17 protein-coding genes and 1 tRNA gene are annotated in these 16,521 nt (G+C 63.0%); 12 read left to right on the top strand and 6 right to left on the bottom strand.

Annotated elements, in window-relative coordinates; genetic code table 11:
- Window positions 1–12: 12 nt before the first annotated feature.
- Both ade and NR193_RS11495 read right to left on the bottom strand, forming a co-directional pair.
- Complete coding sequence (gene ade / locus NR193_RS11500; protein ID WP_256750948.1) at window positions 13–1,830, bottom strand: adenine deaminase; 1,818 nt, start codon at window positions 1,828–1,830, stop codon at window positions 13–15.
- Window positions 1,831–1,965: 135 nt separating this feature from the next.
- Complete coding sequence (locus NR193_RS11495) at window positions 1,966–2,103, bottom strand: hypothetical protein (protein WP_256750947.1); 138 nt, start codon at window positions 2,101–2,103, stop codon at window positions 1,966–1,968.
- Window positions 2,104–2,236: 133 nt separating this feature from the next.
- On the opposite strand from NR193_RS11495, the gene NR193_RS11490 reads away from it, so the two are divergent.
- Both NR193_RS11490 and NR193_RS11485 read left to right on the top strand, forming a co-directional pair.
- Window positions 2,237–2,902: an outer membrane protein gene (locus tag NR193_RS11490; protein WP_256750946.1), complete on the top strand. Its 666-nt coding sequence runs from the start codon at window positions 2,237–2,239 to the stop codon at window positions 2,900–2,902.
- A 286-nt stretch (window positions 2,903–3,188) separates the two neighbouring features.
- Window positions 3,189–3,274, top strand: a tRNA-Leu gene (locus NR193_RS11485).
- 198 nt (window positions 3,275–3,472) lie between these two features.
- Here the strand turns inward: NR193_RS11485 and NR193_RS11480 are convergent.
- Window positions 3,473–3,847 carry a hypothetical protein gene (locus NR193_RS11480; protein WP_256750945.1) on the bottom strand — a complete coding sequence of 125 codons (375 nt, stop codon included), beginning with the start codon at window positions 3,845–3,847 and terminating at the stop codon, window positions 3,473–3,475.
- 110 nt (window positions 3,848–3,957) lie between these two features.
- A complete protein-coding gene (locus NR193_RS11475; protein ID WP_256750944.1) occupies window positions 3,958–4,536 on the bottom strand; it encodes an NUDIX domain-containing protein in 579 nt (192 codons plus the stop codon).
- A gap of 154 nt (window positions 4,537–4,690) precedes the next feature.
- Between NR193_RS11475 and NR193_RS11470 the strand changes: the two genes are divergently transcribed.
- The 4 genes from NR193_RS11470 to NR193_RS11455 all read left to right on the top strand — a co-directional run bounded on the left by NR193_RS11470 (window position 4,691) and on the right by NR193_RS11455 (window position 6,851).
- Window positions 4,691–5,794 (top strand): NADH:flavin oxidoreductase/NADH oxidase, encoded by a 1,104-nt coding sequence (locus NR193_RS11470; protein ID WP_256750943.1) that lies wholly within the window; start codon window positions 4,691–4,693, stop codon window positions 5,792–5,794.
- A gap of 130 nt (window positions 5,795–5,924) precedes the next feature.
- Window positions 5,925–6,242 carry an SH3 domain-containing protein gene (locus NR193_RS11465; protein WP_256750942.1) on the top strand — a complete coding sequence of 106 codons (318 nt, stop codon included), beginning with the start codon at window positions 5,925–5,927 and terminating at the stop codon, window positions 6,240–6,242.
- A gap of 62 nt (window positions 6,243–6,304) precedes the next feature.
- A complete protein-coding gene (locus NR193_RS11460; RefSeq protein WP_091578371.1) occupies window positions 6,305–6,583 on the top strand; it encodes a DUF982 domain-containing protein in 279 nt (92 codons plus the stop codon).
- Between the two features lie 28 nt (window positions 6,584–6,611).
- Window positions 6,612–6,851 carry a DUF2188 domain-containing protein gene (locus tag NR193_RS11455; RefSeq protein WP_256750941.1) on the top strand — a complete coding sequence of 80 codons (240 nt, stop codon included), beginning with the start codon at window positions 6,612–6,614 and terminating at the stop codon, window positions 6,849–6,851.
- A gap of 181 nt (window positions 6,852–7,032) precedes the next feature.
- On the opposite strand, the gene NR193_RS11450 is transcribed toward NR193_RS11455, so the two are convergent.
- Both NR193_RS11450 and NR193_RS11445 read right to left on the bottom strand, forming a co-directional pair.
- Complete coding sequence (locus NR193_RS11450; protein ID WP_256750940.1) at window positions 7,033–7,314, bottom strand: hypothetical protein; 282 nt, start codon at window positions 7,312–7,314, stop codon at window positions 7,033–7,035.
- A gap of 54 nt (window positions 7,315–7,368) precedes the next feature.
- A complete protein-coding gene (locus tag NR193_RS11445; RefSeq protein WP_256750939.1) occupies window positions 7,369–8,382 on the bottom strand; it encodes an alpha/beta fold hydrolase in 1,014 nt (337 codons plus the stop codon).
- Window positions 8,383–8,539: 157 nt separating this feature from the next.
- Between NR193_RS11445 and NR193_RS11440 the strand changes: the two genes are divergently transcribed.
- From NR193_RS11440 to NR193_RS11415, 6 genes are all read left to right on the top strand, one after another.
- Complete coding sequence (locus NR193_RS11440; protein ID WP_256750938.1) at window positions 8,540–9,283, top strand: competence/damage-inducible protein A; 744 nt, start codon at window positions 8,540–8,542, stop codon at window positions 9,281–9,283.
- An 81-nt stretch (window positions 9,284–9,364) separates the two neighbouring features.
- Window positions 9,365–10,198 carry a universal stress protein gene (locus NR193_RS11435; protein WP_256750937.1) on the top strand — a complete coding sequence of 278 codons (834 nt, stop codon included), beginning with the start codon at window positions 9,365–9,367 and terminating at the stop codon, window positions 10,196–10,198.
- A gap of 114 nt (window positions 10,199–10,312) precedes the next feature.
- Window positions 10,313–10,813: a xanthine phosphoribosyltransferase gene (gene gpt, locus NR193_RS11430; protein ID WP_256750936.1), complete on the top strand. Its 501-nt coding sequence runs from the start codon at window positions 10,313–10,315 to the stop codon at window positions 10,811–10,813.
- Between the two features lie 210 nt (window positions 10,814–11,023).
- The gene (locus NR193_RS11425; RefSeq protein ID WP_256750935.1) at window positions 11,024–11,512 is read left to right on the top strand and encodes an NUDIX hydrolase; all 489 of its coding nucleotides are present in this window, start codon (window positions 11,024–11,026) and stop codon (window positions 11,510–11,512) included.
- A gap of 111 nt (window positions 11,513–11,623) precedes the next feature.
- Window positions 11,624–11,935, top strand: a complete 312-nt coding sequence (locus tag NR193_RS11420; RefSeq protein WP_256751029.1) for a PilZ domain-containing protein — start codon at window positions 11,624–11,626, stop codon at window positions 11,933–11,935.
- A gap of 644 nt (window positions 11,936–12,579) precedes the next feature.
- Entirely contained in the window at window positions 12,580–16,374 is a 3,795-nt protein-coding gene (locus NR193_RS11415; protein WP_256750934.1) for a vitamin B12-dependent ribonucleotide reductase, read from the top strand.
- Window positions 16,375–16,521 lie beyond the last annotated feature (147 nt).

Raw genomic sequence — 16,521 nt, 5'->3', positions numbered from 1 at the left:
GGACGGCTGATCTCAGACGAACAGATCGATCTTCTGGAAGGTCGTCACGTCGATCAGGCCGACATCGGAAATCCTCAGCTCCGGAATGACGACCAGCGCCAGCAGCGAGTGCTGCATGTAGGCGTTGTTCAATGAACAGCCCATCTTGCGCATCGCCTCGGTCAGTTTCTCGGCCTTGGCCGCCACGATTTCAGCGCGCTCGTCGGACATCAGCCCGGCGATCGGCATCTCGACCAGCGCCAGCTCCTTTCCCTTGGAGAACAGCACGACGCCGCCGCCGACCTCGCCCAGCCGGTTGACGGCAAGCGCCATGTCCTGCTTGTTGGTGCCGACGACGATGATGTGGTGGCTGTCATGCGCGACGCTGGAGGCCATGGCACAGTCGCCCATGTAGCCGAAACCGGAGACGAAGGCGTTGGTGACGCCGCCCGTGCCTCTGTGGCGTTCGACCAGCGCGATCTGGCAGACGTCGTTGCGGCGATCCATGGCGACCAGCCCGTCCTCGACGGGAAGGTCGGCCTCGAGCGCGCGCGTCGGCGCCTGGTTCTCGATAACGCCGATGACGCGCACCCGAACTTCGTTGGCGCCCTTGGGGGCAACGATATCGAAGTCGCCGGCCTTCAGCCTTTTGCCGAGCTTGACGGTGTTCTTCGCCGTCCGGGGATAGTCATAGGCCGGAATGTCGATTTCGAGCTTGCCGCCCTTGGCCAGCCTGACGCCACGCGCATAGACCTCATCGATGCCCATCGCGGCCAGATCCGAGACGATCAGCAGGTCCGCAAGCCGCCCCGGCGCGATCGAGCCGATCTCGCGCTCCAGTTTGAAATGCTGGGCGGTGTTGAGCGTTGCCATCTGGATCGCCGTCACCGGCTTCAACCCCTGCTGGATGGCGTGGCGCACCACCCGGTCCATATGGCCCTCGTGGACCAGCGTGCCGGAATGGCTGTCGTCGGTGCACAGGATGAAGTTGCGCGGATCGATGCCGCCTTCCGTGACCGCCTTGATCTGCGAGGCGACGTCGTACCACGCCGAACCCAGGCGCAGCATCGCCTTCATGCCCTGGCGTACACGAGCGATGGCGTCCTCGGCGCGTGTGCCCTCGTGGTCGTCCTCCGGGCCACCTGCGACATAGCCATGGAACGGCAGACCGAGATCACGCGAGGCATAGTGACCGCCAACCGTCTTGCCCGCTTTCACCGTGGCGGCGATCTCGCCCGACATCACCGGATCGTTGGCGACGACGCCGGGGAAATTCATCACTTCGCCGAGGCCGATGATGTTCTCCCAGGTCATCGCTTCCGCGACATCGGCGACCGTCAGCTCGGCGCCGGCATGTTCCAGCCCCGGTGCCGAGGGCACGCAGGACGGCATCTGCACATGCACGTTGATGGGCATGGCGACGGCCTCGTCATGCATCAGCCGTACACCAGGCAGGCCCAGCACATTGGCAATCTCGTGCGGATCGATGAACATCGAGGTGGTGCCGTGCGGGATGACGGCACGGCAGAACTCGGTCACCGTCACCATGCCGCTCTCGACATGCATGTGCGCGTCGCAAAGGCCGGGCACCAGATAGCGGCCGCCGGCGTCGACCACCTTGGTGCCCTGGCCGATGGCGTGGCTGGCGTTCGGCCCGCAATAGGCGAAGCGGCCGCCGGCAATGGCGATGTCGGTGCCTGCGATGATCTCGCCCGAATGAACGTTCACCCAGCGCCCGTTGCGGATGACCAAATCGGCGGGTTTCCGGCCCATGGCGACGTCGACCAGATGCGTCGCCATCTCGGTCCACGGTTTGGGTTTCGTCGCATGCGCCGACGGCTTCTTTGCCATGAAGGACTCCTGTTTGCCCGACTGTGCCAAGCCAGCGTGGTTTTGACCAGCGCCAAACAGTGGATCGCTCGAGGCCTGCTCCATCTTCGCGAAACTCACCCGGCCTTCACCAAGGCTAATCAGCCTTCACGAAGGCTATCCAGCCTTGACGTCGACCGTGACTTTCGCCTTTCCGCTCGAAATCCGCTCCGCGAGGCGCCTCAGTTCGCCCTTGGCGAAGGTACCGCTGATCATGACCTCGCCACCGCGTATGGGTTCGACCAGCCGCGACAATGCCGCCTGTCCGCGCCTTCGATGCCGGAGCAGCGAGCGATATTTACCAGAGTCAGAAATAAGATTCCGTTTTGGCGCAAATCGCGTTACTTTCAGTGGAAGGACCTTTCTGAACCTTCTTTCGGGGAGTTCGATGCGTCGCCTGATGGTTGCAAGTGCCGGTTTTCTTGCCGCTCTGGCCGTACCGGCTTTCGCGGCCGACCCGGCAGTCGATGTGCCGATGACCGCGCCCGGCTTCGACTGGACGGGCTACTACGCCGGTCTGCAGGCCGGCTATGGCTGGGGCCAATCCGATATATCAGGGACAGATGGCGGGCCATTTTCCGTCTCGCCCGACATCGACGGCGGTTTCGTCGGCGGTCATGTCGCCGGCCTTTGGCAGTTCGACCAGGCGGTGCTCGGGGCCGAGGCAGACCTCAACTATTCCTCGATCAACGGCACGGCCGAAGCAGGCCCGGGAAACACGTTCGGCACCGACATCAAATGGTTCGGATCGGTCAACGCCAAGGCCGGATACGCGATGGATCGCCTGCTGGTCTATGGCATTGGCGGCATCGCCTTTGGCGGTATCGAAACCTCGCAAGCCGTGGGTTCGGCGTTTTCCAGCACACGCACGAATGTCGGCTGGACCGTGGGTGCAGGCATCGACTACGCGCTCACTGACAAGTTCGTCGTCGGCGCACAATATCGCTACTACGATTTCGGCTCCGAGCACTACGACACGCCGGATCCCTTCGTCGATCGCGATCAGAATGTGAAGCTGAACACGGTCGGCATCAACCTGAGCTACAAGTTCTGAACCTCGCCGGTAGCGTGACGCCACCGGCCACGGCCGTAGCTCGAGGAGCTATCTCAGCGGAAGGGAGCGGCCGACGCCCCCAGTGGGCGGGGGATTGGGTTGGGCCTGAGAAGCGCCGGCCTTGGCGGATCCGATCCGCCGAGCGATATGCTAGCGGCGCCTGCCAGCGCGCGTAATTCCGTGATCACGCCAGCATCACCACGCCACCCGGTCTGGTTTGCCCGTTCAGGCGTGGCCAAGATCACGACTTGACGGCCTGTGTCTGGCGTCTGAAAAGGGCTGGCCTGCGGACGTGGCGGAATTGGTAGACGCAAGGGACTTAAAATCCCTCGATCTCTGATCGTACGGGTTCGATTCCCGTCGTCCGCACCACCGCTGCTATTTGCAACTTGTCGGTCCGACTTCCAGGCAGCCTGGAAGCGACGGCGTTTTCGGCGCCACCATCACATGTCGAGCATTGCGATACGGACAGGGTGGGTCCGGGATCGCCGCGCGCCCGTGAGTTGGAGGGGCGCAACGCCGGTCACGAAGACATCGGACACTATGGCCGTTCAACCAGCGGTGTCCCGCTCACAGTGACGCCATACCGACCAGGGTTTGTGCGTGAGCATGGAGTTCGCGGGCAGCCCGCCGGTATTCGATCTCGTCGCCGCTGCAAACGACCATGAACTGCGCCGCGAACTCATGGGTGGTTGTGGCCGGGGTTGCGAACATAGTTTCCACGATCTCGGCCATGCCCCTGTGGACACGCTTCAGATCGTTGTCGGAAATGCCAAAAGAGATCGAATCCCTGAGCGCTTCCCAACGCCGGAAGCCGGCCAGGATCGGGCTTTCGTTCAAGTTTGCGGCAGAAGTCCTCTCCACTGCAGCGGCTCCCATGGCTGGAATGGAGACGACCGTGTCGAGCGCGGCGCTTCTGGTCGTTGCATGAAAGATCATGTCCAAGTCCCTACGGTTGAATCGGATGTCTACCGCCGGCGACCCGATGCTGCTTTGCTCTGAGTCAAATCGTCGGCGACGGGCCGAAAGCCGGGAGCGTGGAACAAACCGGGGATTCAAGCAGGGATCGGGTTCAGCTTCAGATGCTGGATCAGGATGATGGTCTTGGCATCGATGATGCGGCCATCGGCAATGCCGGCCAGCGCCTCGTCGAGCGGCATTTCCAGAACTTCGATGTCTTCGCCCTCTTCCGGCGCACCGCCGCCGGCCGAGATGCGGTCGGCCGGTGAATAGCGGGCGACGAAGAACCACAGCCGTTCGGTGACGCTGCCCGGGCTCATGTAAGGCGAAAACAGCCGCTCGACGTTGTTCAGCCGGTAGCCCAGCTCTTCCTCGGCTTCCTTGCGGATGCAGGTTTCCGGATCGTTTTCGTCCAACAGACCGGCACAGGCCTCGATCAGCGGCTCGCGATGGCCCGTGACATAGGCGGGATAACGGAACTGGCGCACCAGAAGCACGGTCGAGCGCGCCGGATCGTAAGGCAGGATCACCGCGCCGTCGCCACGATCATAGGTCTGGCGAATCTGCGTCTCCCACCGTCCGTCCCGCCGGCGATAGTCGAGGACGGTTTTCTTCAGGACGGCCCAGTCGTCGGAGAGAACCTCCTCCGAACGGATGCGAATGCGATCTTCCATCATGGTCTCCCTGCTGTTGGTCGAGGCGTAGCCGCGAACCGGCATTTGCGCAATGTGGGCAATCGGTCCAAAAAGGCCGTCTCACCGTCTCGTGTCTGGCGCGCCTTCGATCCATTGCCTAGATAACGGCTTACCCCTCCCGGAGCCTCATTTCATGACAGCATCGCTCTTCCAGCCGATCACCCTTGACGGCCTCAGCTTCCCCAATCGCATCGCTGTCGCGCCGATGTGCCAGTATTCCGCCGAAGACGGCTCGGCCAGCGACTGGCACCTCTACCACTGGATGAACCTTGCCATGTCGGGCGCCGGCATGGTCACCGTCGAGATGACCGATGTCGAGCGGCGCGGGCGTATCACCCATGGCTGCCTCGGCCTTTACTCCGAAGACAACGAGGCGGGCGCCCGCCGGGCGCTGGATGCGGCCAGGCGCGTGGCTGCCCCCGGCACCAGGTTCGGCACCCAGCTTGCCCATGCGGGCCGCAAGGCATCGAACCGCAAGCCGTGGGAGGGCGGCGGGCCGCTGCAGCCAAACGAGGATCCCTGGCAGACCGTCTCGGCTTCGGCCATTGCCTACGACACCGGCTGGAATGTGCCGCGAGCGCTGGAGGACGAGGAAATCCTGCAGCTCATCGAACGGTTCGCCGAGGCGGCAAGGCGAGCCGAGCGCGCCGGCTTCGACTTCATCGAGCTGCACGCCGCGCATGGCTACCTGATCTTCCAGTTCCTCTCGCCATTGTCCAACCAGCGTACCGACCGCTGGGGCGGCTCGCTGGAGAACCGCATGCGTCTGGTCGTCGAGATCGCCAAGGCAGTGAAGAAAGCGGTTCCAAACCTGATGCTCGGCGCGCGACTGTCGGTGAAGGATTGGGTCGACGGCGGCTTCGACGTCGAAGACGCGATCGAGGTGGCAAAGGCGTTGAAGGCCGTCGGCGTCGCCTATCTCTGCTGCTCGAGCGGCGGCAATTCGCCGTTGCAGAAATTGCCCACCGGCCCCGGTTACCAGGTGCATCTGGCGGAAGCCGTGCGCAAGGGTGCGGCCATTCCGACCCGCGCGGTGGGCCTGATCGATGACCCTAAGCAGGCCGAGGCAATTATCGCCGAGGGCCGCGCCGACATGGTGGCGCTGGCGCGTGCCTTCCTGGCCGACCCGCGCTGGGGATGGCGCGCGGCCGCCACGTTCAGCGAGACAATCCACCCGGCGCCGCAGCTTGCCCGTTCGGTGACCACGATGCAGCATTGGATGAAGGCGGCCGGCTGACCGGCCCATTCTCCCGATACCGGCGCGGCCCTGCGCGTGGTTCTGGCCAGATTGCACGGCTTCAATTTTGTCCGCGAACTGTTACGTTGGGTGAGGCTGCGGCAGGCGCGGCCAGGCTTGGGAGGAAATCATGTCGTTCAGGACATTCTTGCCTGTTGCAGCGCTGACGGCTGCGGCCGGGCTTTGGATTGGCGCGTCGACGCCGGCCGGCGCGCAATATTGCGAAGGCACGGTGCACGGCCTTTCCGGTCGCTACAATCTGGCCACGGGAAGCGGTTTTCTCGCCGTGCGGGCACGGCCGAATTCGTCGTCGCGGATGATCGGACAGCTGTTCAATGGCGATCATACCGAGATCTTCGACAGGCGCGGCAACTGGTACAAGGTCGAGATCGGCGGCACGACCGGCTGGGCGAACGCACGCTGGCTGCGCAACGATTGCGGCTACTGAGACGTTTGGGCGCAGGCTGAAGGACATGGTTGCAACCAAATTGGCTGCTTTGCGTTGCGGCCATGATGGACAAAAAACCTTTCGAAACGCCAGTCGTGGTCGAACTTGGCCATGTCGGCAAATATCGCCATATCCGCAGCACCCAGGAGGCGGCGGAGTGCCTGATGACGGTGTGGCCGCTCAATCGCGGCCAGCGACATCGTGATGCCCTCGACACTTGCCTCAAAGTGCTGGAAGGTTATCGTTCGACAGCGGATGCGCGCCGGGCGCTGATTGAAGCCGCCAAGGAATCCGAAGTGCTGGTGCCCGACGACAGACTGCCCGACGACCGGCTGCATTGAGCAGGCGGACTTTCAACCGGAGGTTTTTATGGCGAAGCTGACTTACAAGATCGTCGAGCACGACGGCGGCTGGGCCTACAAGGTCGGAGAGACCTTCTCGGAGACGTTCCCCACCCACCACGACGCATTGCGCGCCGCCGAGATCGCTTCGGCCGAGCAGCAGGTCGCCGGGGCCACTGACGGCATCCAGTACGAGGATGCCGACGGAAAATGGCACGACGAACTGGCCGACGGCCGGGACCGGCCGCAGACAGAAATCTCCGACTGAATTTGGATCGGCGACCAGTTTCGGCGACGGACAGGCAGGGCGCCGACCGCGGACGTCCGGAGAGAAGACGTTCCGCGGCCAGCAGCCACCCTGCGGGCTTTATCCGTGCGAGCTTTTTCCGTTTATTTTAGCATGGTCTTTCCCGAAAACCGGTCCGCACTTTTCGGGATCGTGCTTTTGACTACTTCCCGCAATACTGATCGTTGACGTTCAGTCCGGCATTGGCGTCGGGGCCGGCCGTATTTGAGGCACAAGGCCAGACGGCCCCGGGATTGCCCAGGCTGTTCAATCCGGAGCTATCGCCGTTGATGCTGCCGGTGGTGGTGGTGTCGACAGTCGCCGAATCCTCGTTGCCGAAGAGCCGGTTGTGGGAGTTGGAATAAGTGTTGTCCGACGACTGCGCCATCGCCGATGTGGCGAGACCGATCGTCAGAACGGATGCTGCGAGAAGTTTCGTGTACATTGAATTACTCCGTATCTTTGTCGCCTTGGGTGCGACACGGGGTAAACCCGGCAATCAGCCGAATGGTTCAGTGAAATTGTCGTGAGGCCGTGGTGATGTCCGAGCGGAAAACGCGCGGGCTGCAATGCGCTCGATGAAGGCAATGACCCGTTCCGGCTCGACGAATTGTGGCATGTGGCCGAGACCGTCGACAGCTTCGAAATCGAGCCCTTCGATCTTGTCCTGCATCGGCTCGCCATGGATGCTGATGTCGATGACGCGATCGGCGGCCCCGAAGAGAATGCCGGCCGGCATGGCGATCTCCCCATAGCGGCCCTCGATGCGGCCGAGATCACGTTCGATCGCCACCACATCGGAGGACGTGGCATAGAAATGGGCTGGCCTGAGCCCTAGCCACCCGCCTGCCGCGACCATGTAGTCGGCGGGCGGGACTTGCGGCGCGAAGATGAATTCCATTGTCGGCCGCGCATATCTGAGGCCTGTCGGGATCGCCATCGTATGGGCCATGACCCGGCGCAGCAGGCGTGAGGGAATATACAGCGGGCCGAACTTTTCGCGTGCGCCATCTTCCAGATGGGTCAATGGCGCCAGCAGGGCGATGCCGGAAATCGCCTCGGGGTGTTCCACGGCCAGGGTCAGCGCGATGGCGCCGCCTAGCGAATGACCGACCACCAGCGGCTTTTCCAGCCGCATCGTTTCGATGAAGCGCCGCACGATCTCGGCCTGTTCCGGCAGCCGGCCCGTGGCGCCGCTCGCCCGCACCGAATAGCCCGACCCCGGGCGATCGAGCGCGATCAACCGGTAGCCCGGATCGAGCCGCCCGAACAGGGTGGACCTGAAATGATGAAGTTGGGCGCCGAGCCCGTGCAGGAAGACGATCGGCCGCCCCTCGCCCACATCGACATAGTGGACACGGTTGCCGTCTATCTCGATGAATTTTCCGACCGGCGGCACCAGCCTTTCGGCCTTCGCCGCGATCCACTGCGTCGCCAGCACCAGACTGGCGATCCCGAGGACCGCCAGCAGGAAGAACACGGCCAGCAGCCACGACAGAATAGAAAACAGCATTGTTCACCGGACCAGAACCGGAGTGAGCTTAGCCGTATCCCGTCGTGCCGCAACCTTGTATCGAAACGGGCGGGGCGAGGACCGGCCGTTTCGGGTGGCATTGCGGCCGCCGCCATGGCGCGCTATCTGACTTGGACCCGTCCCTCCGGAGCCTTCCATGCCCGAAATCGTTACCGCCGCCATGCTCGTCATCGGTGACGAGATTCTGTCCGGCCGCACCAAGGACAAGAACATCGGCCATCTCGCCGACATTATGACCGCGATCGGCATCGACCTGAAGGAGGTGCGCATCGTTCCGGACGAGGAAGACGAGATCGTCGCGGCGGTGAATGCCGTGCGCGCACGCTACACGTATGTGTTCACCACCGGCGGCATCGGCCCGACCCATGACGACATCACCGCCGATTCGATTTCCAAGGCCTTCGGCGTGCCTTGCGAATACGATGCCAAGGCCTATGCGATGCTGGAGGCAAGCTACGCCGCGCGCGGCATCGAATACACCGAGGCCCGCAAGCGCATGGCGCGGATGCCGCGCGGCTCCGATCTCATCGTCAATCCGGTATCCGTCGCGCCCGGTTTTCGCATCGGCAACGTCCATGTCATGGCCGGTGTGCCGTCGATTTTCCAGGCCATGCTCGACAATGTCGTGCCGACGCTGAAGGCCGGCACCAAGATGCTGTCGGCAACCGTGCACTGTCCGTTCGGCGAAGGCCTCATCGGCGGGCCGCTGGGCGACATCCAGAAAGCGCATCCGGACACGATCATCGGCTCCTACCCGAAATATGGCGATGGCAAGTTCTGGACCGAACTGGTCGTGCGTGCCCGCAGCCAGGACGCGTTGGACGCGGCGCGCGCCGATGTCGAGGCAATGGTGGCCGGCTTCGCCAGCAATCCCGGCTGATCTGGTGCAGCCCGGAACCAAGCACGACGCCGCAACGTTTCGTACGCGCGAGTTCGATCGCCAGTAAACCGAGGGATTACCATGCGATTCAAAACCATCGTCGCCATTCTGCAGAATGAACAGGATGCGGAGCGCGTGCTGGATTGCGCCATTCCGCTCGCCAGCCGGTTCGAGAGCCATTTGATCGGCATCCATGCCGAGACGCTTCCGGTGCCCTACACTTCGGCCACGGGCTTTCCGGACACCGAGTTCCTGCAGGTCTCGGCCGACATGAACCGCGAGCGGGCCGAGAAGCTGCAGGCCGTTTTTCTCAGATACATCGAGAATTCTGGCCTTTCCTTCGAGTGGCGCAGCCTGGAGAGTTTTTCGGGCGACAGCGCGCTGACCGGCATTTCGACCGTGCGCGCCGCCGATCTGATCATCGCCGCGCAGCGCGAGACGGGCGGTGACCCGAGCGCGGATGTCGACACGCTGGTCTACGACGCCGGCAGGCCAGTGCTGGTGGTGCCGCATGCGGGCCCGCTGATCACCACCTTCAAGCGCGTGCTGCTCGCCTGGAACGGCAGCAAGGAAGCGGCCCGCGCCGCTTTCGACGCTCTGCCCTTCATCATCGAAGCAGAGAAAACCGACATATTGGTCATTGACCCACCCGAGACGCTGGACGAGAGCCCGGAGGCCGCCGGCGCCGAGATCGCTTCCGCCCTGTCGCGCCACGGCGCCAATGTCAGCGTCTCGGTGCAGCGATCGGGCGGCAGTTCGGTCGACGACATCATCCAGACCCGGATCACCGAGACCGGTGCCGATCTGCTGGTGCTCGGCGCCTACAGCCACTCATGGCTGCGCCAGCTTCTGTTCGGCGGGGTAACCCGCACTGTGCTGCGCACGGCGCCGATAGCCGCCTTCCTGTCGCGCTAAGTCCACAGCGATCGCTCAGGCCCGCCCTTGCCAAGGCCAAGGCTTTCCAGTTAATTCCGCGCGCATTCCCCTGTTTTCTTGCGCGCGGCGTTCGCGCGCTGCGGAGTGCGCGAAATGTCCCTTCCCGAAAAAGCCTTTCCGGTCTCCTGGGACCAGTTCCATCGCGACGCCCGTGCGCTCGCCTGGCGGCTTGCGGGCACCAACAAGGGGCAATGGAAAGCGATCGTCTGCATCACCCGCGGCGGCCTGGTTCCCGCGGCGATCATCTCGCGCGAACTTGGCATCCGCATCATCGAGACGGTCTGTGTCGCCTCCTACCGCGACTATACCAGCCAGGGGCAGCTGCAGGTACTGAAGGAGGTGACGCCGGCATTGCTGGTTGACGACGGCGCCGGCGTGCTGATCATCGACGACCTGACCGATACCGGCAAGACAGCGGCAATCGTGCGCGCGATGATGCCGAGGGCGCATTTTGCCACTGTCTACGCCAAGCCGAAAGGCCGGCCGCTGGTCGATACTTTCGTCACCGAAGTCAGCCAAGACACCTGGATCTATTTTCCTTGGGACATGGGCTTCACCTATCAGAAGCCGATAGCCGACGACCACGCTGGCTGATTCGTAACCCCTGCCTGTTCCAGATCAGCTGCCGCCGTCGGGCATCATTTGCTTTCGCAAATGGTCCCGGCAGGCCGGATATTTTGCGAAATCGACGTCTATTGGCGGTAATCGGCGAGATAAGTGAAAGTTTTTACTTTTATTGCGGACAATTGGCCGTAAGATTCGTGAGACGGCAAACGATTCTGGAGGCTGGGGCTAGCTTCTCCGATGTTGACGAGGCCAACGACGCACAATCATCTGGCCGAAAGGGTCCGACGGCTCTTCGGCACGGCGCCGTGCCGCCTGCAGGTTGCCGCCCTGCCCTGGCGCGACACGGGGAACGGCGTCGAGGTCATGCTGATCACCAGCCGCGATACCGGGCGCTGGGTGCTTCCCAAGGGCTGGCCGGAGGCCAGGGAGCCGCTCTGCGAGGCTGCGGCGCGCGAGGCCGGCGAGGAAGCCGGACTGCGCGGGAGTGTCTCGCATCTCGAAGCCGGCCGCTACTTCTATGCCAAGGTGTTGGCTTCCGGCGAGGAAGTCCCGTGCGAAGTTCTTGTGTTTCCCCTGCAAGTCGACAAGGTCGCCGACCGCTGGAAGGAAAAGCGCTCCCGCATCCGCAAATGGGTGAGTTCCAGCGAAGCGGTGCGCATGATCAACGAACCCGACCTTTGCCAGATCATCGCCTATTTTTGCGCCGACCCACACAGCTTCCCCTGACCTGACGTCGGGCGATAGCGCCGCGCTGCATTGCCGGGCAAATTACGCATCAACGTGAATGCTTTGCTAACGAATCAAGAATACGATTCGGCTGCTTTGGCTAATTCAACGATGGCAACCCCTGCAAAACCAGTTCCGGACGAATCCGATGAGCCCCGGCGCGAGCACCGCCAGCGTGTCCTCAAGGGTGGCGCCATCATCACCGGAATTTCGAATTCGGAAGTCAGCTGCACGCTGCGCAATCAGCATGAAGGCGGCGCCGAACTGAAGATTGCGGTCGAAGCCAGGGTGCCGGATCGCTTTCTACTCTATGTGCCGGTCGACGGCATTGCCTATCGCTGCGAGGTTCGCTGGCGCCGCAATGGCCGGATCGGGGTGCGGTTCACCGGCACCGAACCAAAACCCAGGCTGCATTACGGCTGAACGCAGCGGTCGGGCCTGGCAAGCACGCGGCTGGATCGTCGGCCCCATATGCAGCACCGCAGGCGGCAAATCGCCGTCGCCGCACCGCAATTCTTTCCCCGTTATCCACATATGTGACACACAAGATGTTGGGGTCACAAAAGCTACGCAAACGAATCCTTGACGGCGCAAAACGAGTCGCCTTTTATAGGCCATGTGCTCCTGTTGAGAGCGCGACCGGAAAGTTCTGAGCCCGGTCTTTTTCCCGGATTATGTGAGTTTTTTCCCGCATTTCCGCCTGTTTACGAGGCCGGCGGAAGCGTTGGAACTGTGGCGGCTTGGGGGACGATAGGGAGAATTGTCGGACTGGAATAAATTGTCTGTTAATACTATATTTAGTGTTTGCAGCTAGGTTCGACGCTAGATAGTGTGAATTTCCCTCGGTCGAGGGAATCGGAAAAAATTCAGTTTTGAGGGACCCGTGGGGTTCGTCGGCGAGTTGGACAGGCGCTCCGCAAGGAGTTTGACCAGCAGGGCGGACGAAAGCTGCGAAATGGAGAGCCGGCCGTTTTCGAACGCCGGCAGACGGCGGACATGCGCGTTTCGCATTGGGGGCAGAAATCCCCGGGGAAAAGCGCTATATATAGACAAAAGGGACCGGACCAATGCGCATCGAGCGGCGTTTCACCAAGCAAGGGCAATCGGCTTACGCGGAGATCGAATTCCGCAAGGCGCTTTCGGAGATCAAGAATCCGGATGGCTCGGTGGTTTTCCGCCTCGACAACATCGATGTGCCGGCGCAGTTCTCCCAGGTCGCCGCCGACATCCTGGCGCAGAAGTATTTCCGCAAGGCCGGCGTCCCCGCGCGGCTGAAGAAGGTCGAGGAGAACGACGTCCCCTCCTTCCTGTGGCGCTCCGTCGCCGACGAGGCCGAACTTGCCAAATTGCCGGAAGCCGAGCGCTATGGCTCCGAGATCGACGCCCGCCAGGTCTTCGACCGGCTGGCCGGCACCTGGACCTACTGGGGCTGGAAGGGCGGCTACTTCAAGGCGTCGGAGGAGGACGCGCGCGCCTTCCGCGACGAACTCGCCTACATGCTGGCCACGCAGCGCGTCGCGCCGAACTCGCCGCAATGGTTCAACACCGGCCTGCACTGGGCCTATGGCATCGACGGACCGAGCCAGGGCCACTTCTATGTCGACCCGTTCACCGGCAAGCTGACCAAGTCGAAATCCTCCTACGAGCACCCGCAGCCGCATGCCTGCTTCATCCAGGGCGTGCAGGACGACCTCGTCAACGAGGGCGGCATCATGGACCTTTGGGTGCGTGAAGCGCGCCTGTTCAAATACGGGTCGGGCACCGGCTCCAACTTCTCGCTGCTGCGCGGCGAAGGCGAAAAGCTGTCCGGCGGCGGCCGCTCGTCCGGCCTGATGAGCTTCCTCAAGATCGGCGACCGCGCCGCGGGCGCCATCAAGTCGGGCGGCACGACGCGCCGCGCCGCCAAGATGGTCATCGTCGACGCCGACCACCCCGATATCGAGGAATTCATCGACTGGAAGGTCAATGAAGAGCAGAAGGTCGCCTCGCTGGTGACCGGCTCCAAGATCGTCAAGAAGCATCTCGAAGCGATCATGAAGGCTTGCGTCAACTGCGAAGGCAATGGCGACGACTGCTTCGATCCGTCGATCAACACCGCGCTGAAGCGCGAGATCAAGCTGGCCAAGAAGGACGCGGTGCCGGAGAACTACATCTACCGCGTCATCCAGTTCGCCAAGCAGGGCTACACGTCGATGTCGTTCAAGACCTACGACACCGACTGGGATTCGGACGCCTACCTCACGGTTTCGGGCCAGAACTCCAACAATTCGGTGTCGCTGAAGGACAATTTCCTGCGCGCTGTCGAGGATGATGCCGACTGGCACCTCACCGCCCGCAAGGACGGCAAGGTCCTGAGGACGCTGAAGGCGCGCGATCTGTGGGAAAAGATCGGCTATGCCGCCTGGGCGTCGGCCGATCCGGGCCTGCATTTCAACACGACGATGAACGACTGGCACACCTGCGCCTCCGCCGGTGCGATCCGGGCGTCCAACCCGTGCTCGGAATACATGTTCCTCGACGACACCGCCTGCAACCTCGCCTCGATCAACCTCTTGCCCTACCGCAACGCGGACGGCACCATCGACATATCAGCCTACGAGCACACCGTGCGGCTGTGGACCATCGTGCTCGAGATCTCGGTGATGATGGCGCAGTTCCCGTCGAAGGAGATCGCCAAGCTCTCCTACGAATACCGCACGCTCGGCCTCGGCTATGCCAATATCGGCGGCCTGCTGATGACCTCGGGCATTCCCTATGATTCCGACGAGGGCCGCGCCATCTGCGCAGCACTCACCGCGATCATGACCGGCACCGCCTATGCCACCTCCGCCGAGATGGCTTCCGAGCTCGGCGCCTTCGCCGATTACGACCGCAACGCGCAGAACATGCTGCGCGTCATGCGCAACCATCGCCGTGCCGCCTATGGCGACAAGGACGGCTACGAGAAGCTGGCCGTCAACCCGGTGCCGCTGGTCGCTTCCGACCTCAAGCAGCAGGCGCTTGCAGAACATGCGAAAGCCGCCTGGGACCGCGCCATCGAGCTCGGCGAGGAACATGGCTACCGCAATGCGCAGGCGACCGTGATCGCGCCGACCGGCACGATCGGCCTGGTCATGGATTGCGACACAACCGGCATCGAGCCCGACTTCGCGCTGGTGAAGTTCAAGAAGCTGGCCGGCGGCGGCTACTTCAAGATCATCAACCGCGCCGTGCCGGAAGCGCTGCGCACGCTCGGCTATTCGGAAGCCCAGATCGCCGAGATGGAGGCCTATGCGGTCGGCCACGGCAATCTCAACCAGGCACCCGGCGTCAATCCCGGCTCGCTCAAGGCCAAGGGCTTCACCGACGACAAGATCGCGGCGCTCAACGCGGCGCTGAAGTCGGCCTTCGACATCAAGTTCGTCTTCAACCAGTGGACGCTGGGCGCCGACTGGGTGAAGGAGACATTCGGGTTCACCGACGAGCAGCTCAACGACTTCTCGTTCGAGATGCTGCCGGCGCTCGGCTTCGCCAAGAAGGACATCGAGGCCGCGAACATCCATGTCTGCGGCGCCATGACGCTGGAAGGCGCGCCCTTCCTCAAGGCCGAACACCTCGCCGTGTTCGACTGCGCCAGCCCGTGCGGCAAGATCGGCAAGCGTTCGCTGTCGATCAACAGCCACATCCAGATGATGGCTGCGGCGCAGCCCTTCATCTCCGGCGCCATCTCCAAGACCATCAACATGCCGAACGATGCGACGGTGGAAGACGCCAAGGGCGCCTACATGCTGTCGTGGAAGCTGGCGCTGAAGGCCAACGCGCTCTATCGCGACGGCTCGAAGCTGTCGCAGCCGCTGAATTCCTCGTTGCTCGCCGATGGCGAGGACGACGAGGACGAAGCCGTCGAGCAGCTGATCGCCGCGCCCGCCGCGCAGCGTGCGGTGCAGATCACCGAACGGATCGTCGAGCGCATCATCGAGCGCGTGTCGCGCGAGCAGGAAAAGCTGCCCGGCCGCCGCAAGGGCTACACCCAGAAGGCCAAGATCGGTGGCAACACCATCTTCCTGCGCACCGGCGAATATGACGACGGCCGCCTCGGCGAGATCTTCATCGACATGAACAAGGAAGGCGCGACCCTGCGTGGCCTTCTCAACAACTTCGCCATCGCCATCTCGCTCGGCCTGCAATATGGCGTGCCGCTCGACGAATATGTGCACGCCTTCACCTTCACCAAGTTCGAGCCGGCCGGCATGGTGCAGGGCAACGACGCCATCAAGAGCGCGACGTCGATCCTCGACTACGTGTTCCGCGAGCTTGCCATCTCCTATCTCGGCCGCAACGACCTCGCCCATGTCGACCAGTCGGACTTCTCCAACACCGCGCTTGGCCGCAACATCAGCGAAGGCAAGACCGACGCCGTCTCCAAGGGCCTGACCCGTGGTTCGCCGGTGAAGCTGGTGTCGCGCGTCAGCGGCAACGAGCCGAAGGGGTTTGCCGGTTCGGCGCCCTCCGGCGCCCCTGCCCGCTCGGCACCCACCGCCTTCTCGGGCTCCAACGTGCTGGCGCTGAAGCCGGCCAGCGACGAGGCGGTCGCCTACAAGCGCGACTATGAGGAGCGGGCAAAAGAACTGGCCGAGGAGATCGCCTTCGAGGGAGCGGCGGGCGCTGCTTCCGAGGCCTCGGACGCCACGGCGGCGCTGTTCACCGACGCCGCGGCCAACGAAGCGGCCGAAGCGAAGAAACTCGCCGCCGACCGCCGCGCCAAGTCGCTGCTGCAAGGCTACACCGGCAATTCCTGCTCCGAGTGCCAGAACTTTACGATGGTGCGCAACGGGACTTGCGAGAAGTGCGATACTTGCGGCGCGACGAGCGGGTGCAGCTGAGAAAAATCTGAGGCACTAAAACGCAAGATCATCGGCCCGGTCGCAAGATCGGGCCGAAATAGTAAAAGGAACAAATAGGGTACGACGCATAAGGATGTCTTTATGTGACATCCCCTGAAAACACCAAAGGCCGCCCCTTCCGGGTCG

It is taken from the genome of Mesorhizobium sp. Mes31, assembly GCF_024519675.1.
GTDB lineage: Bacteria > Pseudomonadota > Alphaproteobacteria > Rhizobiales > Rhizobiaceae > Mesorhizobium.
This window is presented reverse-complemented; position numbering and strand designations above follow the sequence as displayed.

Excerpts from the sequence above, each read along its gene's own strand:
- NR193_RS11425 (WP_256750935.1), top strand. The coding sequence starts at position 11,024 with ATGTTGACGAGGCCAACGACGCACAATCATCTGGCCGAAAGGGTCCGA.
- gpt (WP_256750936.1), top strand. The coding sequence starts at position 10,313 with ATGTCCCTTCCCGAAAAAGCCTTTCCGGTCTCCTGGGACCAGTTCCAT.
- NR193_RS11440 (WP_256750938.1), top strand. The coding sequence starts at position 8,540 with ATGCCCGAAATCGTTACCGCCGCCATGCTCGTCATCGGTGACGAGATT.
- NR193_RS11475 (WP_256750944.1), bottom strand. The coding sequence starts at position 4,536 with ATGGAAGATCGCATTCGCATCCGTTCGGAGGAGGTTCTCTCCGACGAC.
- NR193_RS11450 (WP_256750940.1), bottom strand. The coding sequence starts at position 7,314 with ATGTACACGAAACTTCTCGCAGCATCCGTTCTGACGATCGGTCTCGCC.
- NR193_RS11460 (WP_091578371.1), top strand. The coding sequence starts at position 6,305 with ATGATGGACAAAAAACCTTTCGAAACGCCAGTCGTGGTCGAACTTGGC.
- NR193_RS11455 (WP_256750941.1), top strand. The coding sequence starts at position 6,612 with ATGGCGAAGCTGACTTACAAGATCGTCGAGCACGACGGCGGCTGGGCC.
- NR193_RS11465 (WP_256750942.1), top strand. The coding sequence starts at position 5,925 with ATGTCGTTCAGGACATTCTTGCCTGTTGCAGCGCTGACGGCTGCGGCC.
- NR193_RS11415 (WP_256750934.1), top strand. The coding sequence starts at position 12,580 with ATGCGCATCGAGCGGCGTTTCACCAAGCAAGGGCAATCGGCTTACGCG.
- ade (WP_256750948.1), bottom strand. The coding sequence starts at position 1,830 with ATGGCAAAGAAGCCGTCGGCGCATGCGACGAAACCCAAACCGTGGACC.
- NR193_RS11445 (WP_256750939.1), bottom strand. The coding sequence starts at position 8,382 with ATGCTGTTTTCTATTCTGTCGTGGCTGCTGGCCGTGTTCTTCCTGCTG.
- NR193_RS11435 (WP_256750937.1), top strand. The coding sequence starts at position 9,365 with ATGCGATTCAAAACCATCGTCGCCATTCTGCAGAATGAACAGGATGCG.
- NR193_RS11470 (WP_256750943.1), top strand. The coding sequence starts at position 4,691 with ATGACAGCATCGCTCTTCCAGCCGATCACCCTTGACGGCCTCAGCTTC.
- NR193_RS11420 (WP_256751029.1), top strand. The coding sequence starts at position 11,624 with ATGGCAACCCCTGCAAAACCAGTTCCGGACGAATCCGATGAGCCCCGG.
- NR193_RS11490 (WP_256750946.1), top strand. The coding sequence starts at position 2,237 with ATGCGTCGCCTGATGGTTGCAAGTGCCGGTTTTCTTGCCGCTCTGGCC.